This is a genomic window from Secundilactobacillus similis DSM 23365 = JCM 2765 (assembly GCF_001311075.1).
Lineage (GTDB): Bacteria > Bacillota > Bacilli > Lactobacillales > Lactobacillaceae > Secundilactobacillus > Secundilactobacillus similis.
In genome coordinates this window covers 15,000-40,798 of sequence record NZ_BBAD01000004.1, presented here as the reverse complement: position 1 = coordinate 40,798, position 25,799 = coordinate 15,000, and the positions used below count along the sequence as shown (strand labels likewise).

Genomic DNA, 25,799 nt, shown 5'->3' with positions numbered 1-25,799 from the left:
TTGTTCCTCCTAGTTTAAAAAACCTGTAATAACTCCGGAATGAAGACGAGACAGCCAATCACGACCGCAAAAAAGGCCGCGATCAAGACCCCACCAGCTGCGACGTCCTTTGCCTTCTTGGCTTCTGCGTCGTAGTGGTGACCAACTAATAAGTCAACGATGGCCTCAACCACCGTATTAAGCACTTCAGCAACCACCACCACAAAAATGGCGAGGGTCACCCATAACCATTCATTGATCGATAACTGAAGCCAAGTGCCCAGTCCAAGCGCTAAAATCGCCATCACAATGTGCTTGCGAAAGTTGCGCTCAGTCGCCACTAAACTATAGACCCGTCATCGCATGACTAAAGGACTGTAGAAACGACTTATTCTTATTCAGTTGTTTATCGTGTAAGCCCATAGTCGTCTAAAATATCCCGTTGCAGTTTGAACATGACTTTTTCATCTTCTGGTTCCATGTGATCGTAACCGTTCAGATGCAAGAATCCGTGAACAACCAAGAAACCCAGTTCGCGTTCGTAAGAGTGTTCCAGATATTCGGCTTGTTCGCCAACTTTATCAACGGAAACGAAAATATCACCGATGTTTTCGGGAATCTCTGCTGCCAGTTCATCGTCCATAACGATTGGAAAATCATCGTCAGCCGCACTGTCTTCAATCGCAAAACTGATGACGTCGGTTGCCCGATCAACGCCCCGGTATTCCTTATTGATTTCTTGGATCCGGTCATTGTTCACGAAGGTGACAGACATTTCGGTGTTTTCCTTCAACTTAATGTACTGACCCGCATAGTCCAACACTTTTTGAACCAACTTAACGTGTTCTTCGGGAACCCCGTTCTTCGTTTCATCGTAAATCTCTAAATCCATGTTTTCCGCACTCGTTTCTTTTAATTTGTTAATTAGTGTTTTTCAGTGCCTTCGTAGGCGTTAATGATGGCCGCAACCACTGGGTGCCGAACCACATCGTCAGCCGTAAACTGAACAAACTCAATGTGATTAACATCTTTCAAAATGCCCATAGCTTGAACCAAGCCGCTACGACTATTGCTTGGCAAGTCGATTTGAGTCACGTCACCGTTAACGATCATCTTAGAACCAAAGCCTAACCGTGTCAGGAACATCTTCATTTGGGCGTTAGTGGTGTTTTGGGCCTCATCCAAGATGACGAAAGCGCCATCCAGCGTCCGCCCACGCATGTAAGCCAACGGTGCAATTTCAATCACACCACGCTCCATTAATCGGTTCGTGTGCTCAGCGCCTAAAATCGCATATAACGCATCGTAAATTGGCCGCAGGTAAGGATCAACCTTATCTTTCAAGTCACCAGGTAAGAACCCGAGACTTTCACCGGCTTCAACGGCTGGCCGCGTCAAAATAATTTTTTCAACGTCGCCGCGCTTCAAGGAAGCAATCGCCATTACCACGGCAGATAGGTTTTACCAGTCCCGGCAGGCCCAACCCCGAAGGTAACGTCATTATGCTTGATTGCATTGACGTACTGGCGTTGACCATAGTTCTTAACCCGAACAGCTCGCCCCTTAGCGTCTTTGATCAAAATCTCAGTGTATAGATCCAAGAAATAGTCCAACGTCCCTCGATCAGCCATCTTCATCGCACTGACCACGTCAGTACTGTTCAACTGAATGCCTTGTTGAACCAGTTGCGTCATCTTTTTGAGAATCGCCATCGCTTTTTGAACTTGGAACGGTTCGCCTGCAACTTTAATCGAATTGCCAAACGGACGAATCGTCACGCTTAAGCCTTCTTCCAAGATGGCAATAAACTGATCTTGAGCCCCTAAAATCTGAACTTCTTGTTCTGGGTTCTCTAAAATAAATTCTTTTTCGGTTTGTGTCGTGTCAGCCAAATATAATTGACTCCTTTACTTTAGAATAGTCTCTAGTATATTATACGACAAGCTTTCGGAAAAAGCTTGCTCTTGTTACGGCGACACTGAAACTGACTTGATAGTTGTAAGTGACAATCAACTTGAGACAGCATCGATAATGATTCAGCAGCCATTTAATTGCCTATGCAGTTACTTTGACGGTTCAACTGCTAACGACAGGTCATCATGATAGAATCGTGATTAATCACTAATTTGCATATTACAATAATACTTTTCAACCTAAATTAAAATTCGATTGCTCGTCAAAAAATACACTTCGTCATCGACGTCTAAAAATCGTGCGACTTAATGCTACTGTTTCAATAATGAATGCGGTATCATATTGCTAATAAGGAGGCGATCACGTGAAAGTTTTAGGCATTCTTGCGAGTCATCAACGCGATGGCTTAACGGCCGAGTTGCTAAAAACCGTTTTAGCAGCGGTACCGGCACCGCATACCACCGAAACCATTTTTCTCGACGACTATCCGTTTCATCCTGACCAACTACACCGACCAGATCCAGTGCTGGATGAATTAATCGACAAATTACTTGCCAGTGACGTCTGGGTTCTGGCCGCACCTACTTATTGGGGCGGTTTAGCTGGCAGTATGAAAAATTGCTTGGACTGTCTCCGAGGACGACTGGTTCGGTTCGACACTCGTGGTGATCCGCATCCTGATCGATTTGAACATAAACACTACCTCAGCATTACCAGTTGTTACGCCAACACCCCAACGAACTTATTGACCGGCGTGACCGATCCAACTTTTCGAACGCTCGACAAAATCATGACGACGGCCGGGTTAATCAAAATTCATGAAATCGTCTTAACCAATACGCAGCACATGACAACCGTTCCACCCGCTAAGCTTCAGGAATGCACCGATTGGGGCCAACGCTTAGCCACTAAAACGAAACGAGATGATCAAACGATGCGCCGCTACCTGCAATTATTTCTCATGGTTGCCATCATGGCCTTAATCACGATGGGGCTTCAACTGTTATTTCACGTCATTACCACAACCAATTTTTGGCTGATTTACGGCAGCTTTGTGATCATTTTCTATGGTTTATTAGCGATGATATTGCACTTTTTCACTGTCGTTAAGCACCGCCGTCATTGATTCTTGTATACAGCAGTTATTAATTCAGTGTCATCCGTAACCAACCGCTCGATTCGGCATTTTCGACACAAACAAAATGACCTTAAACGTTATCGATTAGTTCAACGCCAATCAATGATTTTTAAGGTCATTTGTTGTATACAATAACTAATTAACCAGCATTACGAGTGAACATGTCGTAACGCATGCGCCCGGTCGAGTAATCCGAAGATGCTCCGAACCATAATGGTACCGAAGAAGATCACCGACACCAATCGAACGGCAAATAACGCCGCAATCATGCCAAGTGAATAGTGCACGTACCCTAACCGGAATAGTTCATAGCCAAACGCAACAATCGTCGTGGTCACCGAAGACGTTAACAAACTGACCCAGTCCCAGCGTCGATACCGGTAAACCGTAAATCCTAATTCACTCCCGACGCCTTGAACGATACCTGATAGTAATGCTGAAATACCAAAAGTACCCCCAAAAATGACCTCGGCGGCCGCGCCAAGCACTTCCCCAACGATGGCTGAACCCGGAATCCGCGTCAAGTAAATCGCCAGTGGTCCCGCCATGATCCAAAGGCCAAAAAGAATTTCGTTTGCAAACGGACCAACCGCCACGAACAAAACGTTGTACAGGTAATCCGTACCGACAAAAATGGCCCCAAAAATAATGGCGATCATCGCAATCAGGATAATATCTTGAAGATGGAATTGTTTTTTCACTTGGAAAACACCCTTTCGTAAGTTGATTAGTCGACAATTTGACACCAATCTAAAACAAAGTTCGCAATGATTTTGGTATATGCAATTAACTGGTTTAACGACACTGATTCATTATCACTATGTGCCATCAACATCTCGCCTGGCCCGTAAGTGACCGCCGGGATGTCATACGCCTCGAACCAGCCCCCATCTGTTACTGACGTCGACATTTCGGTCTCGGGTTGCTGTCCGAGTTCAGCCTCGTGTGCTTGCCGTAATTGTTGAATTGCAGCCGACGTTTCGTCAATGGTCAACGGTGGGAAAACTTCTCCCTTATCCACCAGCATCGAATCGCCACCCCAGCTAAAAATGGGTGGACACTCCTTTAACCACGGATCCGCTTGTGTCGCTGCAATCACCTGCGTTTCAATTTCTTTTGTGATTTGCGTTGCCGTTTCGTTTGGATAGTAGTGGACGGTAATCCACAACCGACATTCATTGGCCACAAAGGCTGGGTGAATGCCACCTTCGATGTACGCTGGGTTGATCGTATCCGTGCCAGCAGGAAACCCCGGATACTGTTTCGTGACCGCCCAATAGTGTTCCAGCTTTTGAAGCGCCGTGATTACAACAGGCATTTTCTCAACCATACTGGCTGCTTTCAACCCACCACCGGCTCGAAGCATGTTGACCCGATTGCCATCATGGTAGGTGTGTGGACTGCGCAACGTGATCCAACCAGTGATCACACCACCCTGACCCTGAAACTTCAGGTTACTGGTATCGCCCACAATCGCAAAATCGGCTCGTTCGCCCTGTTCTAATAGCGTCTTCGTTCCGGCTTCGCCGGCCTCTTCACCCACGACCGACTGAAATTTCAAATCGCCGGCCAATGGTATCTCCAGCTGTTTAAGTAGCTTGAACAAATATAAGTAGCACGCCATGGCACCCTTCATGTCACTTGAGCCACGCCCCACTAATCGATCACCTTGTTGCACCAGCTCAAACGGATCTGTTTGCCACCGATCCGCATCCGTCACCGTTGCCACATCCACGTGGCCATTGAGTAATAAACTATGCCCTTGCTGGTCATTGTTTCCCGGCAACGTTGCTGACACCAATTGATCCGTTGTCTGAAATGCCTGTTGCTTGACCTGAAATCCTAATTCAGTTAACTGCTGAGCTAATTGCGTCTGTAACGGTGTGGTATTTCTCGCTGGTGGGGAAACCGTTTTAAACGCCACTAACGTTTTTAACTGTGCGACCAACTCCGCTTGTTGGGCATCAATTGCCGCCATAAGCGTATCTTTTACCGTTTGCGTTGCTACCATCCAACACGCTTCCTTTCGTTTGACCAATAAAAAAAGCTCCTGAAGGGTCTTCAAGAGTTAGTCAACGTGCGTGTGATCAGCTTTCCTCCGCGAGTCCTAACTCTATCAGGTTCAAAGGGTCTGGCATTGCCATCTCAGCTCATTTCAAGCACCCCTAGCTTTTTTTAATTGTGATGTTTATTTTTTGGTAACGTCAATCACCCGTTGCCGTAACTGCTGTGTTGCACTGAATGGGTCATCCGTCTTCATAATAGCGGAAACCACTGCGACACCATCGACCGCCGCCGGTTTGACCGCGTCAACGTTCGTTGCATTCAACCCACCAATCGCGTATACCGGAATCGGCACCGCCTGTTTAATGGCCGTCAACGTCTCAACGCTGGTTTGAACGGTCTCAACGTGGGTCGTAGTTGGGAAAATTGCGCCAACCCCCAAGTAATCTGCCCCTTCGCTTACCGCTGTTTGAGCCTGCGCCAACGTCTTGGTCGTTGCCCCGATAATAACATCCGGCCCCAACAACTGCCGAGCAACTGCGACAGGCAGATCTTTTTGACCTAAATGCACCCCGGCTGCCTGCACCGCTAATGCAATATCAAGTCGATCATCGATCAATAGCGGCACCTTGAACTGATCGGTAATGGTCTTCACCTGCTGTGCCAACTCGTAATAATCACGACTTGACAGCGTCTTTTCGCGTAACTGAACAAGATCAACACCACCTTGACACGCCGCTTTGATTCGCGCTAAAAATGCGTCATTGGTCAAGTCCAACCGGTCCGTCACTAAGTACAATGGCCGTTTAATCGCCATCTTATTCGCCTCCTTAAACTGGTCTAAGCCAATTTTAGCTTAAATCACGGTTAGTTTACCTGATTCAAATCGGGTTGTACAGTACCATTACTCAAGCACAATTATCATTTCGCTTGAACTACCGGTGATTCTAGACTGATTTTTTTATTTTTCGGTTAGTTTTTCCTGATGTTTGCGCATCCAATCGGTAATCAGCCTAAATTACTTAACGAACCAATTATTTTGTACCGAATTGTTCGGACTGCTTGACAATCGCCAAGAAATTGCTTATAAATAACGTATTGAGTCCAACGCGACTCACAATTCTCAAAAAATGGAATAGTTCGTCTGGGGTGCCGGTAACGGCTGAGATGATACCCATCGAACCTGATGTAGTTTGTACTACCGAAGGAAGACTGACTTAAATTTGATGGCGGCACTTATACCCGCCCGAAGTCCTTCCTCCGTCAACTTGGAAGGGCTTTTTTAGTTGACGGAGGGTGTGACTGACGCACCCATCAAGTTGACCGCACCCCTTTCTCGGTAGCCAAACTACTAAAGAAAGGGGCTTTTTTTATGGTTATGGTCAATGGCGAACCAGCGCAACAAGCAGCTGGTCAAACCGTCTTCGCATTCTTAACTGGTCGACAAGCACCAGTTGACAACATCGTGGTGGAATTAAACGGTGAGATTTTACACCGACCACAATTTGAAACCACTCAGATCCAACCGGACGACAAACTAGAATTGATCTCGTTTGTCGGCGGCGGTCGTTAGGAGGCCCCATTACATGACACAACCACAACTTCAGGGACTCGACATTAACGACGTTTATACCGGTATGAAGGCCCGCAACGTGGCCGACTCAACCGAAAAGCTTAGCGCGGCACACGTGACTATCGCTGGCGCTGGCGGTCTAGGTTCTAACATTGCCATTGCGCTTGCTCGAATCGGCGTCGGCCACCTCACGTTAATTGATTTTGATGCCGTCGAACTCAGTAACCTCAATCGCCAACAGTACAAGTTAAGTCAAGTTGGCATGGATAAAGTGACGGCACTCAAGCAAAACCTGCAGGAATTTAACCCTTTCGTGACGATTGATACCGCCATCGTTGAGATTACTCACGACAACGTGGCCGATTTATTTGCCGATTGCGACATCATCTGCGAGGCATTTGATAACCCCGCCGCTAAAGCGATGTTGCTGGATGCGGCCAGTGAGTTCTTCCCACATAAGCCAATCGTGATGGCAACTGGGATGGCTGGGGTTCATAGTTCGAACAGCATCACTACCAAACAGGTTCGTCCAAACGTCTACATCGCTGGCGATAACACATCAACCGGTGCTGAAGGCTTAATGGCGCCACGGGTTATGATTGCCGCCGGTCACGAAGCTAACATGATTACCCGATTGATTTTAGGTCACTCAACTATCTAGGAGTCATTCACATGACAACTGAAACTGATGTACTTACCATTGCGGGTCACACCTTTACCTCACGCTTTATTCTGGGATCTGGTAAATATTCGTACGAACTCATTGATTCAGCAATCAAAAACGCCAACGCGCAAATCATTACCATGGCGCTTCGTCGGACCAACACGGCCGAAGAAAACATCCTCAACTACATTCCTGAAGGCATTACGATCTTGCCCAACACGTCTGGTTCGACCAACGCTGAAGAAGCCATCCGGACCGCCCGGTTAGCCCGCGAACTCAGTGGCAGCAACTTTATCAAATTGGAAGTGGTACCGGATAAAAAATACCTGATGCCCGATAACGATGAAACGGTTAAGGCAACCGAAGTTCTCGCTAAAGAAGGCTTTATCGTGATGCCTTACGTTCTGCCAGATTTAAACGTTGCAAAGCGCTTAGTCGATGCTGGGGCCGCAACAGTTATGCCGTTAGCTGCCCCAATCGGGACTAACAAAGGTCTAGCAACCAAGGACCTTATTCAGATTTTAATCGATGAAATCGACGTACCAATCATCATCGATGCCGGAATCGGTCGCCCAAGCCAAGCTGCTGAAGCCATGGAAATGGGCGCCGATGCCATTATGGCCAATACGTCGATGGCAACTGCCGGTAACATTCCACTGATGGCTGAAGCCTTTAAGCTGGCCGTTGAAGCCGGCCGAAAAGCCTTTTTAGCTGAACCCGGCCGCGTAATTGAACACGGTGCCGTTGCGTCCTCACCTCTGACCGGCCTCAGTAAGAAGTCCTAGTTACGATGACGCCTTTAACGGTTAATTGGCAGACGTTTCTCGATCAGATGGATCAAATCAACGCCCTATCCGACGCGACACCGGGGCAAAACCGGCTGGTCTACACCCCCAACTGGGTCGCAGCGCAACAAGCGTTGATTCAATTTGGCCAATCGATTGGGATGCAGGCAAGGGTTGACGATTACGGGACCGTCTACTTAGACTTACCGGGTCAAACGAATGCACCTGCAATCGCGACTGGTTCTCACATGGATACAGTGGCAAATGGTGGTCGTTACGATGGTCTCTACGGTGTTTTGGGTGGTCTTCACGCGATTGCCACCCTGCAACAAACTCACGGGCAACCCAAACGACCACTTCGGTTAATCTCCTTTAGCGAAGAAGAAGGCAGCCGATTTCCGGCAACTTTCAGTGGTTCCAAGCACTATACCGGCTTAGCTGAAACGACCGCGATTACGGATCCATCGGGCGTCAACTTTGATGATGCGCGACAAACCGCAGTTCAACAATTGCTGACGTTGCCTGGCATCCGCCACGAACGACCAGCACTACCGGCTAGTTTTACTGAACTGCACATTGAACAGGGACCGCGTCTCGTCCAACATCAAGCTCAGATTGGGTTAGTGACTGGCATCGTTGGTCAACGCCGATTTACCGTAACGGTGTCTGGTACCGCTAATCACGCAGGAACGACCCCAATGGATCAGCGACACGACGCTCTTCAGGTGGCCGTTAATCTGATTCATGAACTTGCCCAGATTGCGAAAACGCTGAGTCCAACGCTTACGTTTACGGTCGGCCAGTTTGACGTTTCACCGAACACTGCCAACGTCATCCCCGGGCAGGTCGCCTTTACGATCGACTGTCGTCATACCATTGATGGGATTTTGGACCAGTTTGAAATGCAGCTCACTCATTTAACCACTAATCGCCCAGATCATACCTTAACCATCACTGTTGATCGTTGGGTGCATGACCGGCCCGTTCAATTAGCTGAGGACCTTTGCCAGCTCAATCAAAAGCTGGCTGATCAGCTTGGGTTAACCAGCATGCAACTCGCCTCTGGTGCGGGTCACGATAGTATGATCATGAGTCAGTTTGTTCCCACCACGATGTTATTTGTGCCAAGTATCAACGGCATTAGCCATGCGCCAGAAGAACGGACCGAATTTGCGGACCTTCAAACCGGCATCAAGTTACTCACTGCGAGCTTACACGCTCAAGCATACTAGGAGGCAGTTACTATCAAACGTTTAAACTTAACGACCCAAATTACATTAGGCATGCTCGTCGGCATGGGTCTTGGTATCGTCGGCGGCCATCAGCTCGCTAGTTTAAAAATCATTGGGGATATCTTTCTACGCTTGATTCAGATGTCCGTTGTATTCCTAATTTTTGGCGCCGTGATTGAAGCCATCGGTAGCCTCGATCATAAAGCCCTTTCCCGCTTAGGCGGTAAAACCGCCCTTTGGTTCTTCGTAACAACTGTGATTGCTGCGGCAATTGGGCTTGGCATGGGCCTCCTTTTCCGTCCCGGAAGTGGGCTTCAACTTGGTCAACTTCATGCTAAAAGCGCTGTCCAAACCGCCAGCGGTGACTGGGCAACCACGATTTTGAACTTTTTCCCAGATAACATTTTTGGCGCCCTAGCCAAGGGCGATGTGATTCAAGTCATTGTCTTTGCGCTTCTCTTCGGCCTTGTCCTGAACCACGCCAATCAACACCAACAGTTTGATGGTGTGCTAAACCTCGTTAAACAACTTAACCAGTTAACGGTTAACTTAGTCATGTTGGTTATGAAAGCCGCCCCAATCGGGATCGGCGCATTGATGATCGGCGTTACTGCCGACAACGGACTTCGTGTCATCTTGCCACTGATCAAATTCCTAGCGATTTACGGCGTCAGCACCGGTCTCTTTCTCGCTGCGCTTTTCTTGGGCATCAGTTGGTACGCCCACGTGCCGTTATTTGGTCTGATTCGCGGTTTTTCCAGAATTATGCTGGTTGCCTTGACGACCACTTCCTCCGCCGTTTCGCTACCAATTGAAATGACCGATGCGCACGAGCGACTCGGTGTCAGTGAACGCATTAATAAACTGGTGCTCCCACTTGGCATGGCGCTTAATAGTAACGGCCTTGCAATGTACCTCGCTCTAGTTTGCGTGATGCTCACCCAACTGTACGGCGTGGGTACCTCCGTTACGGGACTAATGCAAATCGTTGCCCTTTCCGTCCTAGCTTGCCTCGGCACCGTTGTCGTTCCCGGTGGTGGACTCGTTGCGTTAACCATCATCGTGCCAACGCTGGGGTTGCCAACTGCCAGCATTGCGCTACTTGCTGGAATTGACTGGTTCTCCGGTATGTTTCGAACGGTTGCCAATGTTGTTGGTGATACCACGACAGCGATTGCGATTGCGAGTGACGAAGACGAATTAGATCATTCGGTGTATGAGACGATTGTGCACCATGCTGTGAATAAGTAAGTTACTTTTCGATTTGTTTCAACTACCAGAAGACCGGTTTTCCTAAGCTCTAATTGAGAGAGTGGGAAAGCCGATTTTTTGTTGCTAGCGATTAATTGGCGGGGTAACCCGTTTCGTGCCAGTATACTGTCACAACAGCGGTGAATTATAACCATGTTACCACCTCAAATGAACTCAACGATGCTTAGTCGATCCATTTTAAATTCGTCCCAATAACTACCACGATTCGAAGCGTTAAGTTGATGCACCTTCATCATTACCTTTAGTTTGATAATTAACTTTAAAAAGGCCCCCAGTCGCAACCACACGCGCAACTGAGGGCCTTTTCTTACCTATTTCCCACCTAATTATAGGTGACTTAAATTATCATGAATTTAACGATCACGCTTCCGCCGCAGCTTCAATTGCCAGCCAAAGCCGGTCAGCATCGCTAATAAACTAGCACCAATAAAGGTTCCCTTGGTTGTTGCGCGTTCAGAAGTTTGCGGTAACTTCGTCTCGATGATTGGGTTTGTATCGCTCGGTAATTTTATCAGCTGGTTAGTCGTCGACACCGTACCTGACTGAGCGGGTAACGTGCGTTGTTGCTTGGCTGACTGCTGCTCACCTGATGTCGGTTGAGTGGCTGTTCGACCCACCATTGGCGTATTTTTAATGGTTTTCTCTGGTGCCGGAGCTACCGTTAGTTCAGGTGAACTCGACTTTGAGCTACCTGAATCAGTTGGGGTGGTCCTTACCGGCACCTCAATCATCGGGGAATCCGTTTCCGTCTCGCTAACAATTGGACTACCTGCATCCGTTAGTGGTGTAATGGCCGGCGTTGCCTGTTCCGGTCGGTATGTCAACGTCAGCGTCATTTGATTACCCTGGTACGTTCCGGTCACCGTTTGTTGGTTCGGATCAACCAATTGATAGTCTGTAATCGTTGGGGCAGTAATGGTAAATGCCGTCCCTTGAGTACCACTCTCATGCGTTGGTATCGCAATTGACTGGCCATTTTGATCAACATAGATTACCGTCACCTGAACAGTTGTCGGCACTGTCTCTGTTGGTTGGCGTTCGTACGTCAAGGTTAGCGTCATTACGTTACCGTGGTATGTGCCGGTTACCGCCGACTGTTGTGAATCGATTGGCCGATAACCTGCAATTACTGGTACTGCGATGCTAAATGGGGCACCTTGGGCGCCATTTTGCATTGTTGTTGGTGCGATTGGGTTGCCTAAACGATCGACATAATTAATGGTCAGCGTTGTGGTTGAGGCGACTTCTTCAATTGGTTTGGGTTCGTACATCAACGTCAGCGTCACCACGTTGCCATGATACGTCCCCGTTACCGCCGATTGCCGTGGATCAACTGGTCGATAGCCTGCAATCGTTGGTACTGCGATACTAAACGGGGCACCTTGGTTACCGCTTTGAATTGTTGCCGGCGCAATCGAATTGCCTAGGCGATCCACGTAATTGATTGTTAGCGTTACATTCGCGGTGATCTTTTCAATTGATTTCGGTTCATACATCAAGGTTAAGGTCATCGCGTTACCATGATACGTTCCCGTTACGATTGCTTGCTGCGGATCAACTAACCGATAACCATCAATTTCAGGTGCCGTTACCATAAAATCGGTATTTTGCGAACCGCTTTGAACACTTGGTTCTTGCAGTTTCTGTCCAGTTTGATCAACGGGGATAATCGTGAGAATCGTTGTTGCTGGAATTTCACCGACCTGGCCCTGGATGAAGTTGTACGTCACCGTTTCAACAGAATTACCGTCTTGTATTGTTACGGATTTTGCGATCATTTGCGTTAAATTCTGATCAGCAGCCGTCGTTTCAACGACTTCATAGGTCGGGATGGTTGGGTTAGTAACGTTGGTAAACATTCCGCTATCGCCTTGAATCCAGTTAGTGTCACTTGGCTGACCGGTTGCCGTTAAAGTTGGCGCTTGTTGCATCGCCCCCAAATAGTAGTAATTCGTCCCCGAAGCCGATGGGGTCGTTTGATCAATCACCGTCACAAAGGTTACCGATTGGGTTTTGGGGGCGGCGATGACTTGCCCACTCTTATTCACGTAATTAATTGTCCGAGTCACCGTTTGAACCGATTCCGTTTGGTAGGTGTGCGCCAACTTAACTTGGTATGTCACCGGTTGACCAGTATCCCCAAAAACAATCAGCGATTGCCCGTCAGCATCCTGCGTCGCATCACTAATGAGTTGGTACCCCTGCTGTTCATACACCGCAATCTGATCCTGACTACGATATAAACTCGTAGCCCCAGCAAGTCCAATCAGCGTTGGGTCATCCGTCGCCGTTACCGCTTTTAGCAGTTGCCCGGTAGTTTCATCAATGTAGTTCACCGTTGCTGTTTGGGCAACTCGATACAGCACTAAGACATTTTGATTGCCATCAATGAACGGGACTTGATTGGCATCGGCAGGTAGTGGCGTCCAACCGCTACCTGCCGAACTCACCTCAACCCCCGCAAAAATATAGCCAGGCAAATCGGCAACAATGCCGTTAACCCCACGTAGCGCAATCGGCGTTGAAAGGTTACCGTTAATGGTCTGCTGGAGCGGTTGACCATCGTCGCTCATAATTGCGGATGCTGAACCACCATCCGCGGAAAGCACGCCGTAGTTAGCCTGTACCTGCCACCTTTTTAGGAATAAAATCGCGAGCGTTTGCCCATCCGCCGTATAAGTGCCAGTTAGGCCAACCCGTTCTGCTAGACCGTTATTGGCGAGATAGTCACTATTTTGACCACTACCGGTCAAGATAACGCCGGAGAAATCCAATCCCTTATCACCCATAATTACCCGCAACGCCTGAGCAACCGTTGCATCAGTGTTCAGATCAAACGCCGCGTCCACATTTCCTGCTAACACCGATGTCGGGTAAACCGAAAGCTGCTGACCATCCGCTTGTAACAGCTGATAATTAACCGTAACGTTGCCAATACCATCTTTCAGCGTATAGGGTTGAATGATCCAACCTTCAAAATTAGCACTCATATCGGACCAAGTTGTGGTAAAGCTACCATAATTAGTTGTCGTATCAGGCAAAATATTGGACCAGCTGAGTGTCACATCATCCAAGTTGCCACCGTCTGCCGTACTTGGAAACAAACTTGGATACTCGTCTGATTTAGGATCAAATGCTAAAACTGGTACGTTATTACCCTGGAGATTTTTAACAATAAATGATGGCGTTGTGTAAGTCGTCGTGCCAGTGCTCAGCGTAATTGGCGTTAGCAAAAGGTGTTGGAATCTTAAGTAAGTTGACTTCGGACTCAATTTAGCGTCCGTTGCTAGCGGCGAAATATCTGAAATTTGGTTATACATCAAGTCAACACGCGTCAATTCTGGTTTATCCGCTAATGCCGAAATATCCGTGATTGAAAACGTTGAAATGGTCACCGTTTGTAATTTCGTCAACGTCGCTAGCGCTGAAATATCCCAAAGATTGCCATTCTGAGCGATATTGCCAAAAACTTCTTGGCTAATATCAGTCGATGGATGAAGGTCAATTGAGGTTAAATTCGTCGCATACTGTAAGCCTTCTAATGACCCCATACTCATTAACGCCGTATAATTTGTCAGGCTGCTTAAATTTTGATAGGTACCAACGTGTTGTGCCGCTTCAGAGGAGGCAAACGTCGTCATTTGTGCTAACGCATCCTTGGTAAATTGAGAACGAAATGTAGCAAAACTCGCGTACTGGTCCGTGTAGTTGTTGGTGTAAAGAAAATACTGGAAGATTTCATCCGGCATCCATTCATCAAGATACAACTGACCGGTTTTCGGATCGATTCCCTTGGCAGTTGTCGTAATACCTGCCGCATAGTCCGCCCCCTGCCAGGCATTTTGACCGATGACTTCACTTAAACTTGGGTTTTTGAAACTCCACTGAAGATTACCAACCTTGGGGACGTTAAATAGATTAGTTGCCTTAACGACGTTCGTTAACTCAGTTGACGTGGTTGATGCTGATGGCGAGTCAGCTAGATTCTCGGTCGCCGTTACGTTTTGGACGTCATCAGCTTGAGCTTCAACTGGCGCTTGCGCTTCAGCGGCTACAGGTTGCGCCGTGGTGGTCTCACGTAGCAAATCAGCCGTGACCGGGTTGTTAGTTGCCGATTTCGCGCGATTATCGCTGATCGTTACCGGTACAGGTTGCGATTGAGTCTGATCATCATTAGCTAATGATGGTAATTCTGCAGAATTGGCAATTTGTTCATCACTAGGCGCTACCGTTATCCCTGATTGTTCTGGTGCTACGGTTACCGATTGCGCTTCTGTTGGTATCGTTGGGGTCGCCTGTGTCAAATCATCACTCGATCCCGAATCTGGTTGTACGTCGCTTAAAGTTGACACTTGAGTTGAAGCCGTTGTACTCGTTATCATGCCCACCGATGTCTCCGCCGGAGTAGCTGCGTGCGCAATTTTCATTGGTGTTAACCCAATTGTCAGTCCTACTGCCATCGTTGTTATTCCCGCAACAACCCATCGTCGACCGTCCTTATACATTTTAAAATGCGTCTTTGTTTCCATCTCAATCCCCTCCAAAGTCGCTCATGCTGACATTATCCCAACTATTGCCACTTATAGACAACCAGAGTTTAACATTTTTTTCATCATTCAAGCTGAATGACGTCTTACTTTTTAAAAAGCACATCAGCAGTCAGGTACGTTTTTCTAAAACATGGTTATTTCAAGTGCTTGAAATCAAAAATAACGGATTAAGTCGCCCTAAATCGAGTGACCTAATCCGTCATTACTTTGCTCGCGGAACATCAAATCAGTGACTGTCGCACAATAAATTCACTAGGTACTTGCACGGTCGTCGGCGTTGTATCCGGTTCGGACAATGTCGTCAACAACACCTCTGCAGCCCGTTGCCCCATTAACTGTGGATTTTGCTGAATCGTGGTAATTTGAGGCGTTGTTAAAGTTGCCCAATCCCAATCATCGAATGCGGCTAACCCTAGTGATTGCGGCACCTCAACTGAATACGTTGATAAGATATGAACGATTCGCATTAATAAAGTGCCCTTTAGTGCGTAAACTGCAGCTTTTAATTGAAGATCATCCGTAGCAGCCACCAGTTGGGTATACAACTTTTCGTCGCTTATTGTCGAATCAATCTCAATCAATTCGAAGGGAATTCCCTGCTTTTCGCAGCTATCCTGCACGGCATGGTAACGAGATTGCCGAGCTGTATTATCATCAACAGCTTCACTTACAACGATCACTTTTTGATAGCGTAATCGAATCATGTAGTCTACCAATAACTTGGAATAATGGTAGTTATCAGTAACGACCATGGGCCAGTTTAACTGATCAACTTGGCGATCTACCATCACGGTTGGAACGTGATTATCCAATAAAATCTGATAATCTGCAGCTCGTTTACTCATGGGTTGCAAAATCAAACCGTCCACTCTTAAGCTTAATAAACGTTCGATTTGTGACCGTTCTCGAGCAATTGAGTTATCTGAATTCATCAGCATTAGCTGATATTGCTGATTTTCAAAGACGGCGTCCGCACCTTTAAAAAGCATCGACGAGAAAATGTTTTCCACGTCAGCCACGATAACCCCAATCACAAAAGTCTGCTTTTTAGTAATCGCTTGAGCTTGTCGGTTCACATGATACCCGGTTTCCGTGATTGCCTGAGTAATTTTAGCACGAGTTTCTGCAGACATTTTCCCGTAACGTCCATTCAAGTACCGTGAGACCGTCGTCTTTGAAACCCCTGTTAACTTAGCAATATCATTGATAGTTGGTGTCGTCTTTTTTGCGTTAATGGTGCTCACCTCGGTTAACTTGTTTGCTTAATTATACGCTGAATCGCAATGTTAGGAAACCGCTACCCCATCATCAAGCATGCACCATAACCCTAATACTGATTTAACGTTTCAATTTTCTTCAGTAATTCGTCAAAACCTAGCTTTGATAAAGCAACATCGTTATTGTTCGTTCCATCAAATGTTCGATTTTCGAGATCATTGAAATCATCGATCAGATATTTAGCCATCAAAAAAACCGTAAGTCGTTCTTTTAACTGGCGTTCATAATTGTCGCAGTCTCGAAAATGTATCGTATTTAGTGCAGTATACGCAAACTGATTGGCATCTATCTGAGTACGTTGGGTCGCCATAGTTACGCCCCCTTCACCGTATTAACTGGCCATTCTGGTGCTTTCCCATTTAAAACCCGAATGACTTCTTTAGCCGAATCTAATGCCATTCGATTCATACATTGTGTCGTATTAGACGCAATGTGCGGTGTTAACAAGACATTATCTAACTGGTAAAACGGACTGGTCAGTGGCAATGGTTCTTCATCGAAAACATCCAGCGCCGCACCACCAATCGTATGGGTGCGCAATGCATCTACTAAAGCAATTTGATCAACTAGCGCACCCCGACCTAAATTAATTAAAACAGCATCGTTTTTCATTTGACCAAATTCATGTTCGCCAATGCCACGGGTATTGGCTGGTGTAACGGCCATGTGTAACGTAATGATATCTGACTCCGTTAACAACGTACTTCGGGTAACAAGCTCGCCCACTTCAGTAGATTCAACATATGGATCGTAAATCAAGATTTCCATCCCTAATCCACTCACTAGTTTAGCTAACGCCTGACCAATTCGGCCAAATCCCATGATGCCGAGCGTTTTCCCAGCAAGATCAAACCCCATATGGCGACTTTTGTAACTAAAATCACCCCGCCGCATCGCTGCCGTGTTAGCGGAAAGTCGTTTCGAAACGTCTAAAATTTCAGCTAATGTTGTTTCTGCGACCGTCCCCGCATTCGCATTAGGTGTAATCGTTACCCAAACACCCTGTTCTCCCCAAAAATCTTCGTCCAAATTATCATATCCAACACCGTGCCGGGCGATTACCTTTAAATTAGGCATCTGCTGAGCAGCCGCATTGCTGAAAGGATCGGTCATCAAGATCATACCGTCCACATTAGCAGCCTGCTTAAGGATCGTAGCTTCATCCTGCTGTGGTAATTCAACTAATCGTGCGCCATGTTTTGTTAAGTAGTCTTTGCCAACCTGAGCTAAGCCGGCTGGAATCGCAACTGTTTTTGTCATTAAAAATTCCCCCTATCGTAATAAATAGCCACCATCGACTGGCACCGTAACCCCAGTCACATAATCAGAAGCCCGACTCGCCAAAAAAACCATGGTCCCCATCAGTTCCGATGGATTCGCCCAGTGACCCGCTGGAATATGGGCTAAAATTTCCGTATTTCGTTCTGGATTATTTTGAAGTGCCTTTGTCATCGGCGTATCAATGTAGCTGGTGCAATCGCATTGACTTGAATATTGTCCTTGGCAAGCGCATCCGCATAGGCCTTAGTCAAACCAACGACCCCATGTTTGCTGGCAGTGTAGGGAAAGATGTATTTCCCCGCTCTAAACGATTGCATAGATCCAACGTTAATAATTTTGCCAGAACCTTGAGCCGCCATTTTGATTGCCGCCTCATGCGCCAGATAGTAAGTCGCACTCAAGTTTAAATTGATTACTCGTTGCCAGTCAGCATCCTTGAAATTCTGCCATTCATTACGAATTTGAATACCAGCATTGTTAATTAAAATATCTAAGCGTCCAAAGGCCGCAATTACCGCATTAACAATGTCCTTTGCGGCGCCATCCTCCGTGATGTCTCGTTCCAAAAATTGAACTTCAGCCTTATTGTCAGTGGCAAATGTCCGAGTTTCGATCCAACCTTGTTGATCATAACTAACAATAAATACCTTCGCGCCTGACTTCAGCATTGCCTTAGTGTAATTGGCACCTAAGCCAGATGCGCCGCCAGTAATGAGTGCTACCTTGCCATCTAAACGAAAATAATCGGTACTAAACGTCATCTTAATTGCCTCCTAAAATCCGTAAATCATCCTGTAACGCAGTTAAAGTTGTTGGATATTCCAATGCTACTGGTAATGATGAATCAAATTGCTGTAATGCTGCTTGCCAATCAAGTTCTCCTTGATCAAATGGTACGGTTGCTGGCCGTCCTTTCGCATTCAATACGTAACTCTTTAGATGTACGAAACGAGTGTATGGCAGTAATGTTTTCGTGGCCATTTCAGCATCTCGGTTCACAAAAATCCAGTTTCCCAAGTCGTTTACAAAGCCAACTTTGATTTTAGTGGTATCAAATCGATCAAAGAAATCCTTTAATTTTTCTGGTTCAGTATGTTCTTGCGTTTGATCATTTTCCAAGTTCAGATGGATGCTGGCCGGTAAAATACTAGTCAATTGTTGGCTATCAAATTCTTGACCTGAAACGTAATCCCCCAACGTCATCTTGATATAACTAGCACCCAAAAGTTTGGCTTCCCCGATAATCTGTAATAATTGCGGGTTCAATTGCTGGTTAATAAAAAGGTTCTCTGGAACTGAATAAAAGTAAACTAGCTGATGCTGTAAACGAAGTGCATTTAGGGCGTCCAATTCGGCTAATGACCCATCGCCGAATTCTCGGCGTAGCTCAATCGCGTGACAATCGGTTGCTAAGAGTTGCTTGACTAGTTCAAGCTGTGATTTTCCCTGATTGTGTTCTGCTTGAAGTACGAGCGTGTTAAGTACAAGTAATGGTTGTGTCATGAAGTGTCACTCCTTATCTGATGATCTAAATGTGGCAATTTAGGAAGTCGATTGCTCTTTAGGTTTACCGGTTTCCTACAGTGACAATCATAATCATCTAACCGTAAAAGTCAACGCTTTTTTCGTCTGCTAATCATCAATTAACGCCAGTGTTCCTATAATATGTCCGCTAATTGAGGCGGTTCAATTTATTAATAACATCGATATATTCAGCCTTTTTCACTTTAAAGGCGCTGGCAATTGCGGCCTTTTCGATAAACTAACCACCTCTACCAAACAAGCAAAATGATTAATTTTTAAATTTATGTTTGACAGTGAGCAAAGTTATCCTGTATACTAAAGTTACTTTTTAGGTTTACCGGTTTCCTTAACGATAAAAGACACCCAGTTAAGGAGGACTAGCTATGTTAAACACCATCATCGGGTTATTATTACTACTCACATTCGTGGGCTTCATCATTTTTGTTATGCGTGGTGGTAACATCATGATTGGATTTTTGGTTATGGCGCTACTATGGACGGTTATCGGAGGCATCCCATATAAAGAGGCCATTAACAATATCTTCTCACAACCTGCATTGGATTATGGTTCAACGATCATGGTCATTGTTTTTGGTTCATGGTTTGGTCGCGTGTTAGTAGATACAGGCATCGCGGGCGAAATCAGTGAGCAAACTGTTAAGGTGAGTTATAAACGACCAATCACCGCTACTATTCTGATTTGTTTTGTAACCGCTTTTATTTTTACAAGTTCTTACGGTGTTGGCGCCGTAATTGCAATCTCTGTTATTCTGCTACCCATTCTAGAATCTCTCGGATTATCTGAGAATGTTGCTATTACGGCTTTTGTAATGTCAATCGGCGCACCAATGTACGTCAACATTGTAATTATCAAGCAACTGCAATTATTCTTTCCTAAAGTCATTTACGGTGCCAAATACCTGACTTACGGATTCTCTGCAATGTTCATTCAAATGCTGGTCGTTGTTGTCTTTATTCTCTTACACGCAAAGTCAATTCATAAAAACGAAGCACCATCTGAAGCTGCAACGTCTACCGAACCAGACAAAAAAAGAGTACCCAAAATTGCGTATATCTTACCTATTTTTCCAGTTTTCATGAACTTAGCCTTTCAATGGCAGCCCATTCCGGCATTAATGATTTCCATCTTCTTAGTCCTATTAATTACTGGCAAACTAAAGAGTTATAAAAGTGCCATGAAAATTATCAACGACACTATCAAACAAGCGATTACCGACATTTCAGGATTGATCATCATGTTACTTTTTCTAACCATGTTCAGTGCTGCGGCTGTAAAAAACACGGCCCGCTTTAGTGGCATTCTTCAAGCCATCGTTCCTCATAATCCATGGGTCTTAGCAATCGCATTCGGTATCTTAGCACCACTGGCACTATTCCGGGGACCCTTAATGGTTTGGGGCGCCGGTTCTGCCACTGCCGCCGTATTAGCAGCTACTGGTTTCTTTAATCAATACTTTGCCTTCGCCGTAATCTTGGTGCCTGGCGTCTCGATTGCGATTTCTACTTGTATCACCCAATCATGGAATTTATGGATCGTTGAAAACTACCAGTTGGAAGTAAAACAGTTCTTGAAAACTGGTGTACCGTTCGGCTGGATCAGTAGCATTTTAAATCTACTGTTGGCTGCTGCGATGTTTAATTAGGAGGCACTTAATGCAACTCATTTTTGGAACTTACACCAAAGGCTTATTTACTAGCAATCTAAATCCGGAAACGGGTCAGTTAACAGACCCAATCAAAATTAGTAATTTAGAGGAACCAACCTACTTCGACCTCACCACTAACCAACAATTACTGACAGTGGGTCGTATCGGCCAACGTGGTGGCGTCTTTAATTACAAAACTGAAGATCATCAACGTTGCTACCATTAGATCAAGCTACAACGGACGGCCCCACTCCCGTCCATGTCCAGGTAATAAATAATTTAGCGTTGGTCAGCAACTATCAAACTGGCGTTGGTCAAATCTATCAATTAACTCCAGATGGCCAACTCGCTCTAACCGATCAGTTCCAGCGAAGTGGAAGCAGCGTTCTCCCGCAGCAAGCTACCAGTCACGTGCATTTTATGACTTTAGCACCCGATGGACGGTTATTAGTATTAGACCTAGGAACCGATGAAATACTGACCTACGATTTTGATCGAAGCACGGGTCAATTAGGTAATCAGGTTGCCAGCTTCCGAACACGTCCCGGTTTCGGACCCCGACAGCTCTATTTTGATCGACATAACAGTAATGATGCGTATGTATTAGGTGAATTAGCAAGTCAAGTGGCAGTATTACACTACTCATCGGATACCGGCACGTTTACTCAGCGACAACTTATTAGTACCCTACCTGATGACTGGATTGGCAATACTGGTGGAGGTGCCATTCAATTATCGGCCGATGGTCAATTTTTGTACGCTTCAAACCGCGGTCATGATTCAATCGTCATCTATCAAATTCAACGAATCAGCACTGGCCCTCACCTTCAATTAATTGATATTATCAGTTGTCACGGCGTTTTTCCACGAGATTTTTGTTTAACACCCGATGGCCAGTATCTCGTTGTTGGTAATCAAAAAAGTAGCTCAGTAGTAACGTTTTGGATTAATAACACCACTGGTCGCTTAACCATTATTGATAAAATCAATGTACCGGAACCTGTTTGCGTTAAAGTAAATGCATAACCGTTTAATGAATGAAAAAAATTGACCTTAAACTAGCTCATATATCTGAGTAGCTTAGGTCTTTTTTAGGGCCAACGTTATCACACACCATATTCAAAATGATAAGCAATTATAGTTGTTTTACGTTGTTCAGTGGCACCAACTCATTAAATTTTTAAACCATCTCGGTTAATCGTTGATTTTTGACGGACAAAATTGATAATCCAAAACTAATGTTAGATACCTAAAATTCTACCTTTACCCTACATCCTTCCCAGATTATACTAAAACTATCTACCGAGGAGGATTTTAACATTGCAAAGTAAATTAGTTTTAGGAATTTTAGCTTTCGGCCTAACATTAGGGGCGCCTACTTTTAGTACTACAACCGCTCAGGCTAAACAAAAGGTATATCACACGACACCGTCTTATTTACGTGGAACTTGGTATTACTATAACGGTGGTTGGCAACGGGCAAAAATCACCGCGCATACCTTTCGCTATAATGATTATGTATATGGCGGACATCAATACGTTACCAGTAACCATCTCGAAGTCGATAGCTATAATCGGGCTCACCATAGTTGGAGCATTATGGATTCTCGCTCCGAGGGTGGTAACAGTGTTTACCGTGGTGGCAAGATGAAGATTAACGGTAAATATCACCAGGTCATGATTGTTGATGGCACTATGTTATTCACTCATTTTAAAACGAAGCATCATAACACCATTCCAAAACGATTACGTTCATTTTAATTCAAAAAAGCGGATGTCCTCCATCATTGAGAACATCCGCTTTATTAATACACTACAATTACATCCGCAATCTTTCTTTACGTTTATAACGTCTAGAATTCAATCTCTTATACAGTGAAAAGGTCTGGAACCACGATCAACGATCGTTGTTCCAGGCCCCTCTAAAAGTTAATTCTAACTTACTTGCTCAACAGTGCCTTAACCGTCTTGTTAACGATAGCGCCATCAGCGCGACCCTTTAACTTAGGCATTACGGCACCCATGACCTTACCAAAGTCGCCCATTGAGCTGGCGCCGACTTCAGCAACCGTATCGGTCACGATTTGCTTCACTTCGTCTTCGCTCAATTGCTTTGGCGCGTACTTTTCAACGAGTGCGATTTCAGCATCCAACCCGTCAACTAAGTCTTGGCGGTTGGCAGCGGCGAATTCTTCGCGTGATTCTTTACGTTGCTTGAGTTCCCGTGACAAAACGGTTAACTCATCGTCGTCGGTCAAGTCATGACCCAACTTTACCCGTTCGTTCGTTAAAGATGCTTTGATCATTCGAATCACGTTCAAAGCAACCTTATCGTGGGCCTTCATGGCCGTTTTCAAATCTTCAGTTAATGTATCTGATAATGACATTGTTGGAACCTCCCAAAAATTTTCATGATGACTTGTCACTCCTATTATACCCGTATTTGGTCAAATAGGACACTTCACGCTTCAATCGTTCAAAGCCATCAAAAAAGTCCCCATTGAAACAGGGACTTTTTAAAAGCAATTAGAAACGCTTCTTGTTCTTACGTTTTCTTGCTGCTTCTGATTTTAATTTCTTCTTAACACTTGGCTTTTCATAAAACTCACGTTTACGGTATTCTTGTAAAGTACCGCTTTTTGAAACGGTTCGTTTGAAGCGCCGAAGAGCATCGTCAAGAGACTCGTTTTTGCGAACGACTGTCTTTGTCATGTAAATCCCTCCCTCCGAGCTCAAGTAGTAACCGTCTGAAATCAAGCAACACAAAAGCACTCGTTCCAACAGTTCTTTTTAATTATACCTACCAAAGGTCTCCCCGTCAATAACTGTTCACATTTTATCTCAACTTTTTATAACTTTTATTAACGGCGTTCACTTAATGGTCTTTTGATCGCCAAACCACTGTAACCCGCTGTCACAATCCACCGATTATCGTCGACTATGGTAGAATAAAGTTAAACGCAATTTATGGAGGCATCAGCTTTATGGCAGAGACACCCGAAATTGAAATTTTTCTGATTTCCGATTCATCTGGTGAAACTGCACTGACCGTTGCACAAACGGCAGTGGCACAGTTTCCCGATTTAAAAGTGAAGTATCAACGGTTTCCGTTCATCCAAACCGCATCGATTCTGAGCGGCATTTTAAACCTCGCTGCTAAGAATAACGCTGTACTTTACTACACACTTGTAACCCACCCGCTCAGCGAACAGGTTGCCGACTTCGCAGCCAAGCACAACCTGCAATCATTTGACTGTATCCAACCGGCGATGGCCGTTTTGGCAAACCGGAGTGGCGTCAAACCCGCCTCAATTCCAAGCATGAACCATAACCTGACCGATACGTATTTTGACCGCATCAGCGCCATGGAATTTGCAGTGGCTTACGACGATGGTAAGGACCCCGCTGGTTTGTTGAAGGCTGATCTTGTGATTCTAGGCGTTTCCCGGACATCTAAAACCCCATTATCGCTTTTCTTAGCCAACCGGGGAATCAAGGTGGCCAACTTACCACTCTCGCCAAAGTCGCAGTTGCCTGATGAAATCTGGCAGGTCAACCCTAAAAACATCATCGGTCTCACCAATAGTCCCAAAGTACTTCGGCGCATCCGGCAACAACGGATGATTTCATACGGTTTACCAGCCGAAAGTGCTTACTCTGACACTGAAAAAATCAAGCAAGAACTGGAATATGCCGATGAAATTTACAAGAAGATTGGTTGCCTAAAGATCAACGTTGCTAACAAATCCATTGAGGAAACGGCGACCTTGATTCTCGAAAGTCTTAACCTTGAACCAGCAGAAGTTGACACCATTCGCGACTAATCACACATGAAGTAGCAGTTGTTTGTTGAGCAACTGCTATTTTTTATGGTTCCTTAGCGAATTTTTGTTAAATTCCAGCGAAGCCTACTCAAATCAGCTTAAATCGAGTAAAATGAAAGCGGTTAATTAATTCGATTTCTGATTCATTGTAGCCATCATAAATCTAACGTAGGAGTGATGATTTTGAAAAAAATTGGCTTTTTAGTTGGGAGTTTGCGCCGCGGGTCCTACTCTAAAAAATTAGCGAAGACGCTGGCAACATTATTACCTTGCGACATGCAACCAGTAATGCTTGATATCAGCCAACTGCCCTTATTTAACGACGACCTCGACGTTGAAGGACCAACGCCAGCAGCTTGGGTGACTTTCCGGGAACAAGTCGATGCCATTGACGCGATGGTCATCGTGACCCCAGAGTATAACCGATCTATTCCAGGGGTACTTAAAAACGCTATGGATATCGGCTCACGGCCAGGCAATCATTTTTACGGTAAACCAGCGCTAGTTGTCTCTAATTCAATTGGATCAGCTGGCGGTTATGGGGCCAACCACCACCTTCGCCAAACCTTCACTACCTTAAACATCATCCCGGTTCAACGACCTGAAATGTATATCGGTCACACCAACACGATGTTTGATGAGCACGATTTAGTGAAAAATCAAGGCACCTTAGACTATCTGCAATCCGGCATCCGGGCTCTGGTTCGGGTATTAACGTTGACGTCACTGGCTGACAGTGTGAACAACGTTTTGGAAGAAAGTACGGATCCCCTGTCACTGCAATTAGAACCCGGTCACTTTTTCCACAAAGACGATAATGATCAAATTGTTGCCGAAGTTAAATTTGAGTATCAAGACGACACCACAATTGTCATTAAAAGTACCGTGGTTGACGGTCAATTCCGTGGCAAGGGCATCGCCCGTCAACTCATTGCGCGTGTAATCACCTTTGCGCAGGTTTATGATTTGAAGATCGTGCCAGAGTGCTCGTATGCTAAGGCGTTCTTTGAAAAGAATCCAGAATACGCTAACTTGTTGCGTTAAGCACGAACAACTTTAAGCCTTAACCACCAAAAAAGCACGTTACAACTTCTTAACTGAAGCTGCAACGTGC

21 protein-coding genes, 5 pseudogenes and 2 riboswitches are annotated in these 25,799 nt (G+C 45.6%); of the genes and pseudogenes, 12 read left to right on the top strand and 14 right to left on the bottom strand.

Going from position 1 to position 25,799, the window contains the following annotated elements:
* Positions 1–14: 14 nt before the first annotated feature.
* From JCM2765_RS01780 to JCM2765_RS01770, 3 genes and pseudogenes are all read right to left on the bottom strand, one after another.
* A pseudogene (locus JCM2765_RS01780) lies at positions 15–402 on the bottom strand (diacylglycerol kinase family protein).
* Positions 386–871, bottom strand: coding sequence for an rRNA maturation RNase YbeY (gene ybeY / locus JCM2765_RS01775; protein ID WP_054733018.1), 486 nt, complete (start codon positions 869–871; stop codon positions 386–388). The pseudogene JCM2765_RS01780 and the gene ybeY overlap by 17 nt, the downstream one beginning before the upstream one ends.
* Positions 872–903: 32 nt before the next feature.
* A pseudogene (locus JCM2765_RS01770) lies at positions 904–1,871 on the bottom strand (PhoH family protein).
* Positions 1,872–2,257: 386 nt separating this feature from the next.
* Here JCM2765_RS01770 and JCM2765_RS01765 point away from each other — a divergent pair.
* Positions 2,258–3,019 carry a flavodoxin family protein gene (locus JCM2765_RS01765; RefSeq protein WP_054733016.1) on the top strand — a complete coding sequence of 254 codons (762 nt, stop codon included), beginning with the start codon at positions 2,258–2,260 and terminating at the stop codon, positions 3,017–3,019.
* 161 nt (positions 3,020–3,180) lie between these two features.
* Here JCM2765_RS01765 and JCM2765_RS01760 read toward each other — a convergent pair whose 3' ends face one another.
* The 3 genes from JCM2765_RS01760 to thiE all read right to left on the bottom strand — a co-directional run bounded on the left by JCM2765_RS01760 (position 3,181) and on the right by thiE (position 5,852).
* Positions 3,181–3,732 (bottom strand): ECF transporter S component, encoded by a 552-nt coding sequence (locus JCM2765_RS01760; protein ID WP_054733013.1) that lies wholly within the window; start codon positions 3,730–3,732, stop codon positions 3,181–3,183.
* A gap of 26 nt (positions 3,733–3,758) precedes the next feature.
* Complete coding sequence (locus JCM2765_RS01755) at positions 3,759–5,042, bottom strand: acetylornithine deacetylase (protein ID WP_054733010.1); 1,284 nt, start codon at positions 5,040–5,042, stop codon at positions 3,759–3,761.
* Positions 5,043–5,107: 65 nt separating this feature from the next.
* Positions 5,108–5,208, bottom strand: a riboswitch (TPP riboswitch).
* Between the two features lie 11 nt (positions 5,209–5,219).
* Positions 5,220–5,852: a thiamine phosphate synthase gene (gene thiE / locus JCM2765_RS01750; RefSeq protein ID WP_054733006.1), complete on the bottom strand. Its 633-nt coding sequence runs from the start codon at positions 5,850–5,852 to the stop codon at positions 5,220–5,222.
* A 318-nt stretch (positions 5,853–6,170) separates the two neighbouring features.
* Positions 6,171–6,262, top strand: a riboswitch (TPP riboswitch).
* Positions 6,263–6,407: 145 nt separating this feature from the next.
* On the opposite strand from thiE, the gene thiS reads away from it, so the two are divergent.
* The 5 genes from thiS to JCM2765_RS01725 are packed head-to-tail and all read left to right on the top strand — an operon-like array spanning position 6,408 to position 10,540.
* The gene (gene thiS, locus JCM2765_RS01745) at positions 6,408–6,608 is read left to right on the top strand and encodes a sulfur carrier protein ThiS (protein ID WP_054733004.1); all 201 of its coding nucleotides are present in this window, start codon (positions 6,408–6,410) and stop codon (positions 6,606–6,608) included.
* A gap of 13 nt (positions 6,609–6,621) precedes the next feature.
* On the top strand, positions 6,622–7,269 hold the full coding sequence (gene thiF / locus JCM2765_RS01740; RefSeq protein ID WP_054733003.1) for a sulfur carrier protein ThiS adenylyltransferase ThiF: 648 nt from the start codon (positions 6,622–6,624) through the stop codon (positions 7,267–7,269).
* Between the two features lie 11 nt (positions 7,270–7,280).
* Positions 7,281–8,057: a thiazole synthase gene (locus JCM2765_RS01735; protein ID WP_054733002.1), complete on the top strand. Its 777-nt coding sequence runs from the start codon at positions 7,281–7,283 to the stop codon at positions 8,055–8,057.
* A 5-nt stretch (positions 8,058–8,062) separates the two neighbouring features.
* Entirely contained in the window at positions 8,063–9,289 is a 1,227-nt protein-coding gene (locus JCM2765_RS01730) for a M20 family metallo-hydrolase (protein WP_054733001.1), read from the top strand.
* Between the two features lie 12 nt (positions 9,290–9,301).
* Entirely contained in the window at positions 9,302–10,540 is a 1,239-nt protein-coding gene (locus tag JCM2765_RS01725; protein WP_054733000.1) for a dicarboxylate/amino acid:cation symporter, read from the top strand.
* A 374-nt stretch (positions 10,541–10,914) separates the two neighbouring features.
* On the opposite strand, the gene JCM2765_RS01720 is transcribed toward JCM2765_RS01725, so the two are convergent.
* From JCM2765_RS01720 to JCM2765_RS01695, 6 genes and pseudogenes are all read right to left on the bottom strand, one after another.
* Complete coding sequence (locus tag JCM2765_RS01720) at positions 10,915–15,090, bottom strand: MucBP domain-containing protein (RefSeq protein WP_054732998.1); 4,176 nt, start codon at positions 15,088–15,090, stop codon at positions 10,915–10,917.
* 242 nt (positions 15,091–15,332) lie between these two features.
* The gene (locus JCM2765_RS01715) at positions 15,333–16,355 is read right to left on the bottom strand and encodes a LacI family DNA-binding transcriptional regulator (protein ID WP_225351913.1); all 1,023 of its coding nucleotides are present in this window, start codon (positions 16,353–16,355) and stop codon (positions 15,333–15,335) included.
* 83 nt (positions 16,356–16,438) lie between these two features.
* Positions 16,439–16,699 carry a hypothetical protein gene (locus JCM2765_RS01710; RefSeq protein ID WP_054732996.1) on the bottom strand — a complete coding sequence of 87 codons (261 nt, stop codon included), beginning with the start codon at positions 16,697–16,699 and terminating at the stop codon, positions 16,439–16,441.
* Positions 16,700–16,701: 2 nt separating this feature from the next.
* A complete protein-coding gene (locus JCM2765_RS01705; RefSeq protein ID WP_054732993.1) occupies positions 16,702–17,649 on the bottom strand; it encodes a phosphoglycerate dehydrogenase in 948 nt (315 codons plus the stop codon).
* Between the two features lie 12 nt (positions 17,650–17,661).
* A pseudogene (locus JCM2765_RS01700) lies at positions 17,662–18,431 on the bottom strand (SDR family oxidoreductase).
* Between the two features lies 1 nt (position 18,432).
* Positions 18,433–19,173, bottom strand: coding sequence for an apurinic/apyrimidinic endonuclease family protein (locus tag JCM2765_RS01695; RefSeq protein WP_054732990.1), 741 nt, complete (start codon positions 19,171–19,173; stop codon positions 18,433–18,435).
* Between the two features lie 404 nt (positions 19,174–19,577).
* On the opposite strand from JCM2765_RS01695, the gene JCM2765_RS01690 reads away from it, so the two are divergent.
* The 3 genes and pseudogenes from JCM2765_RS01690 (at position 19,578) to JCM2765_RS01675 (ending at position 22,622) form a co-directional block, all read left to right on the top strand.
* Positions 19,578–20,858: an SLC13 family permease gene (locus JCM2765_RS01690; protein ID WP_054732989.1), complete on the top strand. Its 1,281-nt coding sequence runs from the start codon at positions 19,578–19,580 to the stop codon at positions 20,856–20,858.
* A gap of 10 nt (positions 20,859–20,868) precedes the next feature.
* A pseudogene (locus tag JCM2765_RS01680) lies at positions 20,869–21,887 on the top strand (lactonase family protein).
* Between the two features lie 294 nt (positions 21,888–22,181).
* A complete protein-coding gene (locus tag JCM2765_RS01675) occupies positions 22,182–22,622 on the top strand; it encodes a hypothetical protein (RefSeq protein WP_054732983.1) in 441 nt (146 codons plus the stop codon).
* A gap of 179 nt (positions 22,623–22,801) precedes the next feature.
* On the opposite strand, the gene JCM2765_RS01670 is transcribed toward JCM2765_RS01675, so the two are convergent.
* Positions 22,802–23,248 carry a GatB/YqeY domain-containing protein gene (locus JCM2765_RS01670; RefSeq protein WP_054732980.1) on the bottom strand — a complete coding sequence of 149 codons (447 nt, stop codon included), beginning with the start codon at positions 23,246–23,248 and terminating at the stop codon, positions 22,802–22,804.
* 139 nt (positions 23,249–23,387) lie between these two features.
* Entirely contained in the window at positions 23,388–23,573 is a 186-nt protein-coding gene (gene rpsU / locus JCM2765_RS01665; RefSeq protein WP_054655423.1) for a 30S ribosomal protein S21, read from the bottom strand.
* 272 nt (positions 23,574–23,845) lie between these two features.
* Here rpsU and JCM2765_RS01660 point away from each other — a divergent pair, with 272 nt between their 5' ends.
* The 3 genes and pseudogenes from JCM2765_RS01660 to JCM2765_RS17740 all read left to right on the top strand — a co-directional run bounded on the left by JCM2765_RS01660 (position 23,846) and on the right by JCM2765_RS17740 (position 25,729).
* The gene (locus JCM2765_RS01660; protein ID WP_054732977.1) at positions 23,846–24,685 is read left to right on the top strand and encodes a pyruvate, water dikinase regulatory protein; all 840 of its coding nucleotides are present in this window, start codon (positions 23,846–23,848) and stop codon (positions 24,683–24,685) included.
* 180 nt (positions 24,686–24,865) lie between these two features.
* Positions 24,866–25,390, top strand: a pseudogene (locus JCM2765_RS17745) (NADPH-dependent FMN reductase); the annotation flags it as partial.
* A gap of 33 nt (positions 25,391–25,423) precedes the next feature.
* On the top strand, positions 25,424–25,729 hold the full coding sequence (locus JCM2765_RS17740) for a GNAT family N-acetyltransferase (RefSeq protein WP_225351916.1): 306 nt from the start codon (positions 25,424–25,426) through the stop codon (positions 25,727–25,729).
* Positions 25,730–25,799: the final 70 nt, after the last annotated feature.

Bases quoted from the DNA above. Each gene is read 5' to 3' on its own strand.
- ybeY (WP_054733018.1), bottom strand. From the start codon at position 871: ATGGATTTAGAGATTTACGATGAAACGAAGAACGGGGTTCCCGAAGAA.
- JCM2765_RS01755 (WP_054733010.1), bottom strand. From the start codon at position 5,042: ATGGTAGCAACGCAAACGGTAAAAGATACGCTTATGGCGGCAATTGAT.
- thiE (WP_054733006.1), bottom strand. From the start codon at position 5,852: ATGGCGATTAAACGGCCATTGTACTTAGTGACGGACCGGTTGGACTTG.
- thiS (WP_054733004.1), top strand. From the start codon at position 6,408: ATGGTTATGGTCAATGGCGAACCAGCGCAACAAGCAGCTGGTCAAACC.
- thiF (WP_054733003.1), top strand. From the start codon at position 6,622: ATGACACAACCACAACTTCAGGGACTCGACATTAACGACGTTTATACC.
- JCM2765_RS01735 (WP_054733002.1), top strand. From the start codon at position 7,281: ATGACAACTGAAACTGATGTACTTACCATTGCGGGTCACACCTTTACC.
- JCM2765_RS01730 (WP_054733001.1), top strand. From the start codon at position 8,063: ATGACGCCTTTAACGGTTAATTGGCAGACGTTTCTCGATCAGATGGAT.
- JCM2765_RS01720 (WP_054732998.1), bottom strand. From the start codon at position 15,090: ATGGAAACAAAGACGCATTTTAAAATGTATAAGGACGGTCGACGATGG.
- JCM2765_RS01710 (WP_054732996.1), bottom strand. From the start codon at position 16,699: ATGGCGACCCAACGTACTCAGATAGATGCCAATCAGTTTGCGTATACT.
- JCM2765_RS01705 (WP_054732993.1), bottom strand. From the start codon at position 17,649: ATGACAAAAACAGTTGCGATTCCAGCCGGCTTAGCTCAGGTTGGCAAA.
- JCM2765_RS01695 (WP_054732990.1), bottom strand. From the start codon at position 19,173: ATGACACAACCATTACTTGTACTTAACACGCTCGTACTTCAAGCAGAA.
- JCM2765_RS01690 (WP_054732989.1), top strand. From the start codon at position 19,578: ATGTTAAACACCATCATCGGGTTATTATTACTACTCACATTCGTGGGC.
- JCM2765_RS01670 (WP_054732980.1), bottom strand. From the start codon at position 23,248: ATGTCATTATCAGATACATTAACTGAAGATTTGAAAACGGCCATGAAG.
- rpsU (WP_054655423.1), bottom strand. From the start codon at position 23,573: ATGACAAAGACAGTCGTTCGCAAAAACGAGTCTCTTGACGATGCTCTT.
- JCM2765_RS01660 (WP_054732977.1), top strand. From the start codon at position 23,846: ATGGCAGAGACACCCGAAATTGAAATTTTTCTGATTTCCGATTCATCT.